This window comes from Candidatus Chlorobium masyuteum, from assembly GCF_011601315.1.
In the GTDB taxonomy this organism is placed as follows: domain Bacteria; phylum Bacteroidota; class Chlorobiia; order Chlorobiales; family Chlorobiaceae; genus Chlorobium; species Chlorobium masyuteum.
Genome location: NZ_JAAORA010000002.1, coordinates 614,650 through 627,310 on the forward strand (window position 1 = coordinate 614,650; position 12,661 = coordinate 627,310).

Here is a 12,661-nt window from a genome sequence, read left to right on the forward strand (position 1 = left end):
GGTGGGCCATCCATTCCATTCACAGGGCAAAAACACAGGTTTGCCCCCTACAGTATTCGTGGATAACCCTCTTTTTTCCCTGATCCAAAATTCAGAATTCAAAATCCGGAATCTCTTCAAATCGGGCGATGTATCGGTTCACATCGAACTTCCTTGCGCAGCCGGATGCGTTCATATAGCGGATTTTGCCGTAAACCGGCCGCTCAAACCATGGGCGGTCATGCACTCCGCCGATTGACCATGCAATTCCTGTATAGCCGTTTGGATCCCTTCCATCAAGAGCGTAGCGGTCATTGAGTGCAATGGCTGTTTCAAAGGCCTGTTCCGCACTTTCACTCCATTCAAGAATCTTCTTTGCCCAGTACATGCGCATGTAGCCGTGAATTTTACCGGTTGTAACCAGCTCAAGCTGAGCTGAGTTCCATAACCGTTCGTGTGTGGCCCCCTCTTCAAACTCTTTTTGTGAATAGATGTAATCCCGGTGATCTGCAGCATGTTTTATGAGTGACTCTTTTGCCCAGGTCGGGCAGCCATCTAAGGAGTCGTAGCGGTCATTATAGAAGCAGTAGTTATCCGAAAGCTCCCTGCGAACGATCAACTCTTCAAGAAAAGCGCTTCTGCTCTCATCCGGCACGCTGCTTTCTGAAGCCTGAAGTGCAATAAACTGCGCACTGATCTGACCGAAATGGAGGTAGGGAGAGAGATTGGAGAGGACACCGCTGTTCGGATCATTGCGCCGTTCTGCATAGGTAGAGAGTCTGTTTTTGAGAAATGATTCAAGGCAGTGAGCCGCAGCCTCCTCTCCCGGTTTAAGCCAATCGACAGGCGCCACCTGGTGGTCAGCTTTCAGGCTGCTGCGGATCCCGTTCCAATCAACAGGAAGCGATTCAGTTGTTGCATCAAGCGGTTCAAGCTGAGGGAATCCGGTCAGAAACTCGCCGAGCAGGCTCTTGATTTTCGGCCGGAATGTTCTGGCTGCATACTCCTGTTTGCCGGATGCGATCCGGCAGGGAACAATGTTATGAGCGTCGACTTCATAGAGCGGCAGCGTGAGCTGAGCTCCAAGCGTTGTTTTCCACTTTCTGCTGATTTTCAGTGGCGAAAAGTCGGTAACCACAACTCCGGCCTTCATCTTACGGGCGAAGCGGGAAAGCTCGATTTCCGGTTCACCCTGCAGGAGATAAAAGGGAATGTTCAGTCTCCGGAGCGCTCCTTCAACCTCCTGAAGCCCTTTAAGCATGAAGTCGTAATGGCGGAGTGGGGCATTGAGAAAGGATGGTGCAAGGGTGAAAACCACCATCAGCGGCTGCTGCAACAGTTCTCCCTTTTTTCGGGCAAACAGGAGTGCCCAGTTATGCCGGACCCGCTGGTCACGTGACATCCAGTAGATGACCGGGCCGCTCCTATCCCGGCAGTTATTGAGGAGTGTTATACGGCGGGGATCAATCATGAGCAAGGCCGGAAATACGGAGAAAATTGTTGATAAGCTGTATCCCTGTTGCGGTGTACTCATGCCGGAATGATTCAAACTGTTCGATCAGGGCCGTGCGATCCATGCTTTTCAGGTCGGCATCAAGAGCAAGCCATGACAAAAACATGCTCAATGTCATTTCAGCATGGCATTGCAATCCATAAGCTTTTTCTCCAGCCTTTACAGCCTGTATCGGGCAGAGCCTGCCGGAGGCAAGCAGCTTCATCCCCGCAGCAAGTTCAACCGTCTCTCCATGAAGCTGAAAGACCCTGATACTCTCTGAAAGCCCACAAAAAAGAGGGTCTTCTTTTCCTTCGGCTGTGAGCAGCATGCGGTACTCTTCGCCTTCCTGATCTGTAAACCCGATCTCCTGAACGGGGCATTTCAGCACCTTTCCGCCTCCCGCTTTAACCAGCGTCTGCATGCCGAGGCAGATGCCGAGGTAGGGGATCTCTTCCTGAAGCGCGACCTCTATCCGGGCGAGCTGCATCAGCATGGATGGGGTCAGGTCATTGGCGCTTTGTGGGCCGCCAAGTACCACAACGGCTTTATAGCTTCGTGGATCCGGGAAGCTGTCACCCGCAGCAAGATCCACGACGTGCGATGTGAAATCCTTGTCAGAAAGAGCAGTTTCAATCAGTCCCGGAGCCTCGTGGGTGATGTTTTTGACGATCAGGAGAGGCTTTTTCATAGGGGATGTAAGTTACTTTACTGGTTCAATTCGGCATCAATACAGGTTTTTTTTTCAATATCTTTTTTCGAAGATTAAAAAAAATACAACAAAAGCTGATGAAACTCTTGATTCAAATGACTTAAGATTCTTATATATTTCCAGATAATTTTTTTTCTTGATATGAAGATTCAGTACAGTGTGTTGTGCTTTTTTTAATTTTCGCTACAGATTCCATGTTGATTTATCTAATGAAATCATCCCTACATGAAAAGAACTATCAGTATTGTAAAGAAGATCTTTAAGAGCGCAGCTTTTTTCAGCCTTTTCTCTTCCGGAACTATGGTGGCCTATGGGGCGGATTCAGTTGTTACTGCACGCATTCAGCCGACGGGTCTGGTTGCCGACAATAAAATAATCATTGATGGTTCCCCCTCTGCCGGTCTTGTCGCCAATGTTTTTGCGATGGATTTTCTGAAAACCGAAGGCATTGTTGTGAAGGTCAATGAGAGTGACTCCGAGCGGGGGATCTACAGCCTGATCTATAAAAATTGTGACATTGCCACGACCGCAAGACCTATGCGCCCCCAGGAGCTGGCCGAGGCCAAACGGGAGGGTGTAAAACCAGTTCAGAACGTGCTTGCCCATGATGCTATCGTTATGGTCGTGCACCCGGCTAATACGCTCTCCGGTTTAACAATTGACCAGATTCGCAAAATTTATACCGGGACCTATACCAACTGGAGCCAGCTTGGCGGGCCGAATCGTCCGATTGTGCTGCTTCAGCGCGAGAATAAAAGTGGTACACAGGAGACCTTTACTGACGTTGTGATGGGAAAAACACCGATTTCAATGAGAGCGGTAACCCTCTTCAACAATCGCGAAATCATCGGACGCATTGCTTCTACACCCAACGCCATTGGCATGATCGGGCGCGGGTGGATTGATAACTCGGTCAAAACGCTTCTCGTCAATGGCGTGGATCACTCGCCGACAACCATCAAGGACAAGAGCTATCCGCTTCACCGGCTCCTCTACATGTATACAAATGGTCAGCCGACCGGCGTACTGAAACGGTTTGTGGAGTACTCAACAACACCTGATGGCCAGAGAGCACTCAGCGAAAACGGTTTTATCGCAGAAAACCGGTAAATGAGATGGATCTGAACAACTTTTACCATACGTTTTAACAAAGAAGCCCGTGCCAGCGGGCTTCTTTCCGCTGTAACTCCTCCGTTGTCAACGAGTAATCCTCTCCCCCGATAGTTGTAATTGTAACAAGAATTTCTTGTGATTGAATTATGAGAGCTCATTGTGTGTTCTCTCTTTTACAATTGCTCTTCACACGCCATGCTCTTTATTAATAAAATCTTCCGTTCATGACAAGAACTATCAGTTTTATTAAGAGGATAGGTATCGGTGCGGCTCTCTTCAGCATGTTCACTTCAGTAGATGTAGATGCCCGCAACAAAGCGATTACCTCCGGACTGGTATCCGATAATAAAATCATTGCAGACGGGGCTCCTTCAGCCGGTCTTATTGCCAATCTCTTTGCGCTTGATTTCCTCAAAACGGATGGCATCGTTGTCAGAGTCAATGAGAGTGACTCTGAACGGGGGCTCTACGGCCTGATCTACAAAAATTGTGACATTGCCACGACGACCAGGCTGTTGCACGATCAAGAGCTGGCCGAGGCAAGGAGTCAGGGTGTGAATCCGGTTCCGCACACGGTTGCACTGGGTGCGATCGTTATTGTGGTTCATCCCGCTAATTCCATAAAAGAGTTGAGTATCGATCAGATTCGCAATATCTATTCAGGAGCCTATACCAACTGGAAGGAGGTTGGGGGAAAGGATCGCCCGATTGTGCTGCTTCAGCGGGAGCAAGGGAGCGGTACTGAGGAGACCTTCAACGACATCGTTATGGGAAAAACCCCCTTGTCTATGAAGGTTATAACGCTCTTCAACAATCGCGAAATCAGAAGCAGGGTCAACGAAACTCCGAATGCAATAGGATATATCGGGCACGGCTGGATTGATAGTTCAGTCAAAGCGCTTCTGGTTAATGGTATCGATCACACTCCCGAAACCATCAAAGATGGCACCTATCCACTTTGCAGGCCGCTTTATATGTACACAAACGGGAAGCCTTTCGGTGTTCTCCAGCGATTTGTTGAGTACTCAAAAACGTACGAAGGCCAAAAAGCGGTCATTGAAAACGGTTATGTCTCCGCTGACTGAGTGCTTTTGAACGTGCTCCGCTCAGGCAAAAATTTTTCCGGATCAGGAATTTTGATTAATTGAAAGGCAGAACGCGGTTTGTTTTTTTAATAAAACGGGTTGTTTCATGAAAAAAACTCTCAGTGTTATCAGGAGCATGTTGTTACGTGCTCTCCTCTTCAGCATTGGTGCTGCCGGAACGCTCAAAGCCGAGAGTTTTGAGATAGGAACGCCCGCCTCTCCAACCGGTCTTGTTTCCGGTAACTCCATTGTTATAGACGGAGCCCCTTCACCCGGTCTTATCGCCAACCTTTTTGCCTTTGATTTTCTCAAAAGTGATGGAGTTATTGTCAGAGTCAATGAGAGTGACTCTGAACGGGGCATATACACGCTGCTCTACAAAAATTGTGACATTGCCAGCACGACAAGGTTGATGAACGATAAAGAGCTGGCCGAGGCAAGGGCTCTGGGGGTAAATCCGGTTCCGCACACGGTTGCCCTGGGCGCGATCGTCATGGTCGTCCATCCGGGTAATTCTCTGAAAAGTTTGACAATTGATCAACTCCGCAAAATCTATTCAGGAGCCTATACCAACTGGAAGGAGGTTGGGGGAAAGGATCGACCGATTGTGCTGCTTCAGCGGGAGCAGGGGAGCGGTACGGTGGAGACCTTCAACGACATCGTTATGGGAAAAACACCCTTGTCAATGAAGGTTATAACGCTCTTCAACAATCGCGAAATCAGAAGCCGCATCAATCTGACACCGAATGCGATAGGATATATCGGACACAGCTGGATAGATAAATCAGTCAAACCGCTTCTGGTCAATGGTATCGATCACACGTCCTATACCATAAAAAACGAGATCTATCCTCTTTGCAGAAAACTCTACATGTACACGAATGGTAAGCCCTTCGGCGTACTCAAGCGGTTTGTTGAGTACTCGTCAACCGCAGAAGGCAAGGAGAGGCTCACTGAAAACGGCTTTATCCCGGTTGATTGAGTATGTGTGAGGCTCCTGTGATTCGCTCTGTGTTGCATCTTTTGCTCCTGTTGACGTTTGCGGGGCTGCCTCTACCTTCCCGTGCGGCAGAGTGGGGAGCCCTTACACAACCGATTGGAACCCGAAACACCCCTTTTCTTGTCGACCCGGCACTGCTCAATGCCGCTTACGCTGCAGACAAAGGGCCCTGGGCACTGACCACCAGCGTGACCAGCATTACAACAACGACGCCCCAGTTTTTTATCCGTTTTTATAATCCTTCAGCTTCATCAAACGCTTCCGGTCAGGAGGGAAGCTGGGTGATGCGCATCAGCTCTGTTCGCGGCTTGAGTGCTCAAAAAATCCGCGATCTCTTTGCCCTGCCGAACACACCCTCCATGATGACGCTTGGTTTATCCGTCACCGGCGAATCATTCTATACCGGCATTGCCGGTCCGATTGAGGGATGGGGAGATGGCGGCGGCCAGCAATCACAGGCAAACGGCGGCCCCTATACCATTTTTTTTAATGCGCAACCGGTGATGGATGCGGCGCTCTCCTACCAGAGCGTGGCAGATACCGATAATGGTCGTAAAATTGGAGCTTACCTTGACTCGTCTATACCTGCGGCATACTCTGATATGGAAACGGTTTACAATACGCTCGACGTGCTCTGTAATCCCGCGAGTCGCGACCTGTTCAACAGCGCACTTGGTACGCTTACGGCTCAACGCTTTGATAACCTTGCCTCCTCGGCACACTATGCTGTGGAGCTGCAAAATCAAGCCACAGACGACCGTATCGACCGATTTGTAGTGAACAATGCAACGCCCGGTTTCTGGATAAAAGCCGCAAGGAGTTTTCAGCACTCGCCCGACTCGGGATATGACGGCGATATCAATGCGATGATTCTCGGTTTCGACAGAAAGAGTTCCGATCGTACGCTGTCAGGGATCTCGCTTGCATGGATGCATGGTACCGTTTACTGGGCTGACAACGGCGGGCAGGCGGTTGCGGACTATTACCGGGCAGAGGCCTATTCGGCAGTGCTTATCGACCGGGCATTTCTGCAGGGGGAGGTGAGTGTGGGTTCAGTGGCGGAAGAGACATCGCGAAATATCGCTATCGGTACCCTCTATCTGCCCTCTTTGCATGGACCCCTGCTCTCTCCGCTCAGCGGCATAGCAAGAACAGCAAATGCTGATTATAAAGGATGGAATGCGGATATCGGCTTGCGTGCAGGTGTTCTGGTTAATGCCGGTATGCTGAACATCCGCCCCTCTTTCGGTTTCGGGTGGCTTTATCAGTCAAGAAACAGTTTTACTGAAACCGGAGCCGAAAGTCTGAACCTGACTGTCGCAGCCGCTCATGCCGCGACCCTGCATGGCAGGGCGGATGTGCGCTTTGAAAGAGCGATCCTGCTGGATGGACAGAAAACAATTACCCCCTATGTCGTAATCGGTTGGGCCTTTGCCAAACGTCTTGATGCACAGGAGGTTACCGCCTCCATGAACGGCAGGAGTGACTTTTTTACAACATCGGCAGCTATCGGAACCACTCAAATGTTTACGGGCAGGGCAGGTATTGAAACAGCGCTCTCCAGGGAGTTTTTTATTTCCGCAGAGGGATTTCGTCAGGCGCAGTCGGGTAACCGGCAATCAGGTTTCGCTGTTGCAATGAATTACCTGTTTTGACGTCTTGTGATGGCGTATTATTTTTTTTAGTGCATGAGCATAAAAAAGGATAAGTTTCAAGGTGGTTAATGAGGCTATGTGGAGTGGTAACGGTAACTAACCGGCATTGGTCATGTTTGAAGAGCAGGAAGCAGAAGAACAGGTAACACAGGAGGATATTTCCGGCATTGTAAAACTGGCACCCATCGCCCTCGCCCTCCCTTTGGCGATTCCTTTCGCCCTTCCTCTGGCATTGCATGCCATTCATGGAATTGGAGTGGGTGGAATCGGCGTTCTGGCGGCTTCCCTGGCATTGCACCCCAAAAGTCAGGAGCTGCTTAAATCTTCCGGTGAAATCCTCTCAAAAATACTGCCGGTCGATACAATCGATCCCCCTGAATGACCGTCATCAGATTTTGCATGTCCCTGCTCTGCGGAAAGCAGATGTTCTCTGGTTGACTTTCTGATCGGACAAGAGCTATATTTACCTTGTCGTCATTGCCGACAACGCTCCTGGCACTTACTGCTGTTTCTATGCAAACGAAGCCTGAAACCTCTCTGGCGTGCGCTTTCAAGCACAAGGGCTCATGGGCTCTTCTGCTGCTGCTGCACTGCATGCTGCTCTCATCATGTGTGACCGTGCCGATTACCGGCCGTTCACAACTCAATATTGTCTCCTCTTCGGGGATGCTCGCATTGAGCAACGAAACGTACGGCAAATTCAAAAAATCGAATCAGGAGAGCGCCGACAGGAAAAATACAGCTCTGGTCAAAAATGTCGGTACCCGTTTGCAGCTCGCCGTTGAGCACTATTTACGTTCTAATGGCATGGCAGCGGAGGTTAATGGCTATCTCTGGGAGTTCAAGCTTTTTGAGTCAAAGGATGTCAACGCCTTTGCCCTTCCCGGCGGAAAGGTTGTCATCTATACCGGCATTCTTCCCTTTACCAAAACTGATGCGGGGCTCGCCGTTGTCATGTCGCATGAGATCGCCCATGTGATTGCCCGTCACGGCAATGAGCGGATGAGTCAGGCATTGATCAGCCAGATGGGAGGCATAGCGTTAAATGAGGCGCTTTCGTCACAGTCACAGAAGACCAAAGATCTCTGGGCCGGGATATATGGTATCGGAACTACTTTTGGTTTCCTTATGCCCTACAGCCGCATGCAGGAGACTGAGGCTGATCATATCGGGCTGATCTTTATGGCTATGGCGGGATATGATCCGAATGAAGCCGTCCCTTTCTGGCGCCGTATGGCCGCACAACCGGGAAACCGGCCTCTCGAATTTCTCAGTACCCACCCGGCGCCGGAATCCCGGATTCGCCAGATTCAGTCGGAAATTCCTGAAGCGATGCGCTATTACCGCAAATAGAGTGGAGTTTACTATGAAGCGTGTTTTCTATTTTCTTGTCGTCAATCTGGCCATTGTTCTGGTGCTCTCCATTACCATGAGCCTGCTCGGTGTACAGCCATATTTGAATGCAGGCGGTCTTGATCTCGGCAGTCTGATGGTTGTTTCGCTTATTTTCGGCTTTGGCGGCGCGTTTATATCCCTGGCGCTCTCAAAGTGGACGGCCAAGCGCTTTACCGGAGCTGTTGTTATTAAAAATCCCGCCAACGAAGCTGAAATATGGCTTTTGAATACCGTGAGAACCCAGTCGCAAAGGGTTGGAATCGGGATGCCGGAAGTTGCCATATTCAACTCTGCAGAAGTCAATGCATTTGCTACAGGGATGACAAAAAACCGTTCGCTGGTAGCGGTCTCTTCGGGCCTGATCAGTGCAATGACCCGCGAGGAGGCTGAGGGTGTACTTGCGCATGAAATTTCACACATCAGCAATGGCGATATGGTGACGCTGACTCTGATTCAGGGCGTGCTGAATACCTTTGTCATATTTCTCTCACGCCTTATCGGATACGTCGTGGATAAAGCGGTTTTTAACACCAAACGGGGCACAGGGCCGGCATTTTTCATAACCAGAATCATCGCCGAAATAATGCTTGGCATACTGGCCTCGATTGTTGTGATGTCGTTTTCGCGCAAACGGGAGTTCCGTGCAGATGCAGGCGCGGCAACCCTGGCTGGAAGGCAAAAGATGATTGCGGCGCTTGAAAAGCTTCAGCTGATGCAGCAGACTACGGTCATGCCCGCTCAAATAGCCGCTTTCGCCATATCGGGCAAAACAGCCCGCGGCCTGAAAAAATTATTCGCAACCCACCCGAGCCTCGAAGAACGCATAGCTGCACTCCGGGGTTCATAGGGCTGAGTCCGGCTACCTCAAACGTGCAGAACTCAGCCCCTTGAATGCAAAAGCCCGCTCACGGCGGGCTCTCGGGCAATTCCGTCGGAAACGGACTTCCGCGGTGCTGGTAGTCCTCCGATCACTTCTCTCTGCCAAAGAAATCCCTGCTAACAGGGAAATTATTAGCTAATTTTACGTTTTTTAAAGCATGCGCGAAACCTGACAATCCCTGTCAATGCTGAGCTTCTTACAGTTACACAAAAAAATATCAGGGAATAACAGGGAAGTACCTTTGTTGTTCTTAACGCATCATTGTGAAAATAATTACATTTCAAGGTGATTCACGTCAGATGGAACTGTTGACCGATCAGATCATGCTTTATCAGCTCACTGTGACGCTCATTGGAACAGAACCTCTAACCTGGAGACGACATCTATATTAAGATTTAGTGATCTATGACTAGCTCGCTGAAATTTTCCGACCTACAGCCTGACTTGCTGAATCCCCAAGGCGATCAGTTTGATGTGCCCCTAACCTTTGCGGCCACGCTTAAAGCGCACGGGTCTTACGAAACCACTCGCTTTGTTTTACGGCTAAGTCCCATAAATCATGCATTTATGGATAAGATCGAAGCCAACGCTTACGGTAACGGCCCAGTTCCTTGGGAAGCTCTGCAGGCATACTCAACCTATATCCATGAAACCGTTCACTGGTGGCAGCATTGCGGATCGACATCAGGTCTGCTATTGAGCCTTAGCTATTTCTCACAGTGCCATTCCACGATGGCAGAGCTAAAGGAGGTTCTAGTAAAATTTGGTCCAATAAAATCACTTAAGCGATGGACAGATAATGTTCTCTTAGATGAAGGCTGGGTGGCGCAGGAAAAACTTGCTGCTGCGAATTTCGCCGTTAACAATGCTCTCGATGTTTTTTATTATACATCCTACGCTTTAAGACCAAGGGAGGCCATTCAATGGATGATAAAGCAGAACCATTTTGAAGATATTGGTTACACGTATAGCATCGTTTACGGTCAGTTGGTGGGAATGGTCTCAGCTTCCATTGATCCTGAATTTGAATTCCTGCCCAGCATGGAGCATTTGGATACTGAGACACTTAGGCTTCATGCAGAAGAGTATCCGGGATTCCACAAGGGATCGAACGTCATACTTCCGCCACTCGGTCTGCAGGCGATATATGAAGGACAAGCGCGTTTCATCCAACTGGATTTCCTAAATCGAGCAAGAAGTGAGCCGCTTTCCTGTGAAGAGTGGCGCATGGAGGGTTATCTGTCAGGCATATATGTGCAAGCGTTTGAGAGCTTCCTCAAACTTTCGGAAACGGACTGGCCGACGAGTTTTTTTGATCCTATCATCCCACTGTTCCTTCTCGTATGCGATATTTCAATAAATCCGACGCGCGGCTTCCCCTTTAATGTCGATTATTTTGAAAACCTGATCCATGACGTCGACGTGGGGATACGCTTCGCAGAGTTCTGTTTTACGATCAAAGCCAAGCCGCATCTCAAAACAGCAATAAAGGACCTGTCGCGAGATGAATATAATGAAGTTGCGGCGGAACTGACATCCCCTTGCGGATACGATCACCCTCTTACAGCACTAAGGGAAGTTTCAAAATGGGTGGAAGACTATCCAAGTGTTCAGCAACTCATGGAAGAGTATAGGTCGTTTGAATTCATACCGAAAAATTTGAACGTCAGGGTTTTTCTCGCTCAATTCATTGCAATGTGTCTGGACAAACTTCAAACCCCCCATTTTTTCTGCTGGCCCGGTGCTTACATGGCGGACCATCCCAGCGATATGGACGTGCAATCGACTTGGCTTCGTCATCTGTCTCTCTTCAGTGATAAAGCTGACAAGGATGGCGTTTATCCCCGAAAATGGCCAAACCGATCAGAGAAGGCGGTACAGACGACATTTGATCAATTCTATGGAATGATGCCGCTATATGAACTCACTGAGCAATGGATTTTACGTGATGGACCATTTAACTGTGACTTTAGTTGGATGTCTGACCACTATAATTCAGGCCATTTCGCAAGCTGGGCAAACGAGATCTTTAATAAATTCTATGGCGTGAACCTATCTGATTTCACGATTCTAACCCCTTAGAAATAGGCTCTGGCTATGACTGAGACCAAACCAATTCACACTCTGAATGCACGCGATAATGTCATGCTGGAGGTGATCCGCAATTATTTCAAACTTACTCCACACCACATGCACCGACAGATTCAGGGCATGCGTGCAACGTTGGAAGATATACTTTCAAAGAAGGGTATCTCCTATTCGAATTTGAGGAGTGCGCTTGTTCCCGACAGGAAGCGCCGGGAAATAGCTCTTGTTTTCGACACAACAGCTATTGAATCAAGCTGGTATGGGTTGGATGTTTTCGAGCGGATTATTCCTCAACTAGACAAAAGAAGCAATCACAGCATACTTGTTGGAGACTATCTTGATCGACCTGGCGAGATAGAAAAGCTGTTTTCTGCTTTTGAGGAATCGGTGCGGCTACGTCGGAACGTCGAGTTTCGGCACCCTTCCCAGTTTTACATTGTTTACCTAAACAACCTGACCGACGCGATGGTACGCCGATTTGATGAAGGGCTGGCAGGTTATGAGGCTTATGTCGGCTTTGCTGATACGACCTATGCCTCCGCTTTCAAGTTGTACTTGTCGACCATGCTGGTGAATCTTGGCATCAAACATGGCCACATTTTTATCCAAGGTCATGAACCGGATCGTCCTGATGCCGACGATTTGAATATGTGTGGGTATCCGTTCGAGGAGACAGGCTTCACCTGTCGAAGCGTGTCCTCGGATCTGGAGGGAGTGCTGCTGAGCTTTAAAATCGAACGCCCGGTATTCTCTGGCTTTGAAGTCGATACCGAGTTAGCATTGAACGCAATAAGCCTCCTACCTCTTCCCTTAGACGATTTTGTGGTAGAAGTGGAAGCGGCAAGACTTAATTACGTGAAGACCATTAAGAAGAACTCGGTTGAGCGGGCCGGGTTAGAGGCGATCACGTCTAATGAACTAGGCGAACTTATTAAAGCCAAAATTTCAGGAAGCTACATCTACAACCTTGTTGTTCTTGAAGAATACGATATCGCAAAATTTAATATAATCATTGAATTGCCATCACGATCATCGGAAGAACCCACTCGCTTGCTCGCTGCTTTAGAATATAAGCCGGAACAAAAAATACTCAGGCTGCTTACGTTGTATTAAAATGTCCGCTTTGCGATAATGCAATTAACTAGAATCTGCACCTCAGGGCCGTGAGCTGAACTTTCTAAACCCAAATGTTCTGTAAATCTATGACGGGGGCACGACTACTGCAGGAAACGATTCTTAACTGATAGCATGAACACGAAAGC

At 48.9% G+C, this 12,661-nt stretch carries 11 protein-coding genes; 9 read left to right on the forward strand and 2 right to left on the reverse strand.

What is annotated here, in order from left to right; genetic code table 11:
• Positions 1-91 precede the first annotated feature (91 nt).
• On the reverse strand, positions 92-1,450 hold the full coding sequence (locus tag G9409_RS06445; RefSeq protein ID WP_166807967.1) for a deoxyribodipyrimidine photo-lyase: 1,359 nt from the start codon (positions 1,448-1,450) through the stop codon (positions 92-94).
• The gene (locus G9409_RS06450; protein ID WP_166807968.1) at positions 1,443-2,162 is read right to left on the reverse strand and encodes a type 1 glutamine amidotransferase; all 720 of its coding nucleotides are present in this window, start codon (positions 2,160-2,162) and stop codon (positions 1,443-1,445) included. The genes G9409_RS06445 and G9409_RS06450 overlap by 8 nt, the downstream gene beginning before the upstream one ends.
• Before the next feature lie 246 nt (positions 2,163-2,408).
• Between G9409_RS06450 and G9409_RS06455 the strand changes: the two genes are divergently transcribed.
• From G9409_RS06455 to G9409_RS06495, 9 genes are all read left to right on the forward strand, one after another.
• Complete coding sequence (locus tag G9409_RS06455) at positions 2,409-3,293, forward strand: PstS family phosphate ABC transporter substrate-binding protein (RefSeq protein ID WP_166807969.1); 885 nt, start codon at positions 2,409-2,411, stop codon at positions 3,291-3,293.
• A 227-nt stretch (positions 3,294-3,520) separates the two neighbouring features.
• Complete coding sequence (locus tag G9409_RS06460) at positions 3,521-4,381, forward strand: phosphate ABC transporter substrate-binding protein (RefSeq protein WP_166807970.1); 861 nt, start codon at positions 3,521-3,523, stop codon at positions 4,379-4,381.
• 106 nt (positions 4,382-4,487) lie between these two features.
• Positions 4,488-5,363 carry a phosphate ABC transporter substrate-binding protein gene (locus tag G9409_RS06465; RefSeq protein WP_166807971.1) on the forward strand — a complete coding sequence of 292 codons (876 nt, stop codon included), beginning with the start codon at positions 4,488-4,490 and terminating at the stop codon, positions 5,361-5,363.
• 2 nt (positions 5,364-5,365) lie between these two features.
• The gene (locus tag G9409_RS06470) at positions 5,366-7,036 is read left to right on the forward strand and encodes an autotransporter outer membrane beta-barrel domain-containing protein (RefSeq protein WP_166807972.1); all 1,671 of its coding nucleotides are present in this window, start codon (positions 5,366-5,368) and stop codon (positions 7,034-7,036) included.
• 112 nt (positions 7,037-7,148) lie between these two features.
• Entirely contained in the window at positions 7,149-7,418 is a 270-nt protein-coding gene (locus tag G9409_RS06475; RefSeq protein ID WP_166807973.1) for a hypothetical protein, read from the forward strand.
• 131 nt (positions 7,419-7,549) lie between these two features.
• The gene (locus tag G9409_RS06480) at positions 7,550-8,389 is read left to right on the forward strand and encodes a M48 family metallopeptidase (RefSeq protein ID WP_166807974.1); all 840 of its coding nucleotides are present in this window, start codon (positions 7,550-7,552) and stop codon (positions 8,387-8,389) included.
• 13 nt (positions 8,390-8,402) lie between these two features.
• On the forward strand, positions 8,403-9,278 hold the full coding sequence (gene htpX / locus G9409_RS06485) for a protease HtpX (protein WP_166807975.1): 876 nt from the start codon (positions 8,403-8,405) through the stop codon (positions 9,276-9,278).
• 600 nt (positions 9,279-9,878) lie between these two features.
• Complete coding sequence (locus tag G9409_RS06490) at positions 9,879-11,393, forward strand: hypothetical protein (RefSeq protein WP_208019672.1); 1,515 nt, start codon at positions 9,879-9,881, stop codon at positions 11,391-11,393.
• A 15-nt stretch (positions 11,394-11,408) separates the two neighbouring features.
• A complete protein-coding gene (locus G9409_RS06495; RefSeq protein ID WP_166807977.1) occupies positions 11,409-12,512 on the forward strand; it encodes a hypothetical protein in 1,104 nt (367 codons plus the stop codon).
• Positions 12,513-12,661: the final 149 nt, after the last annotated feature.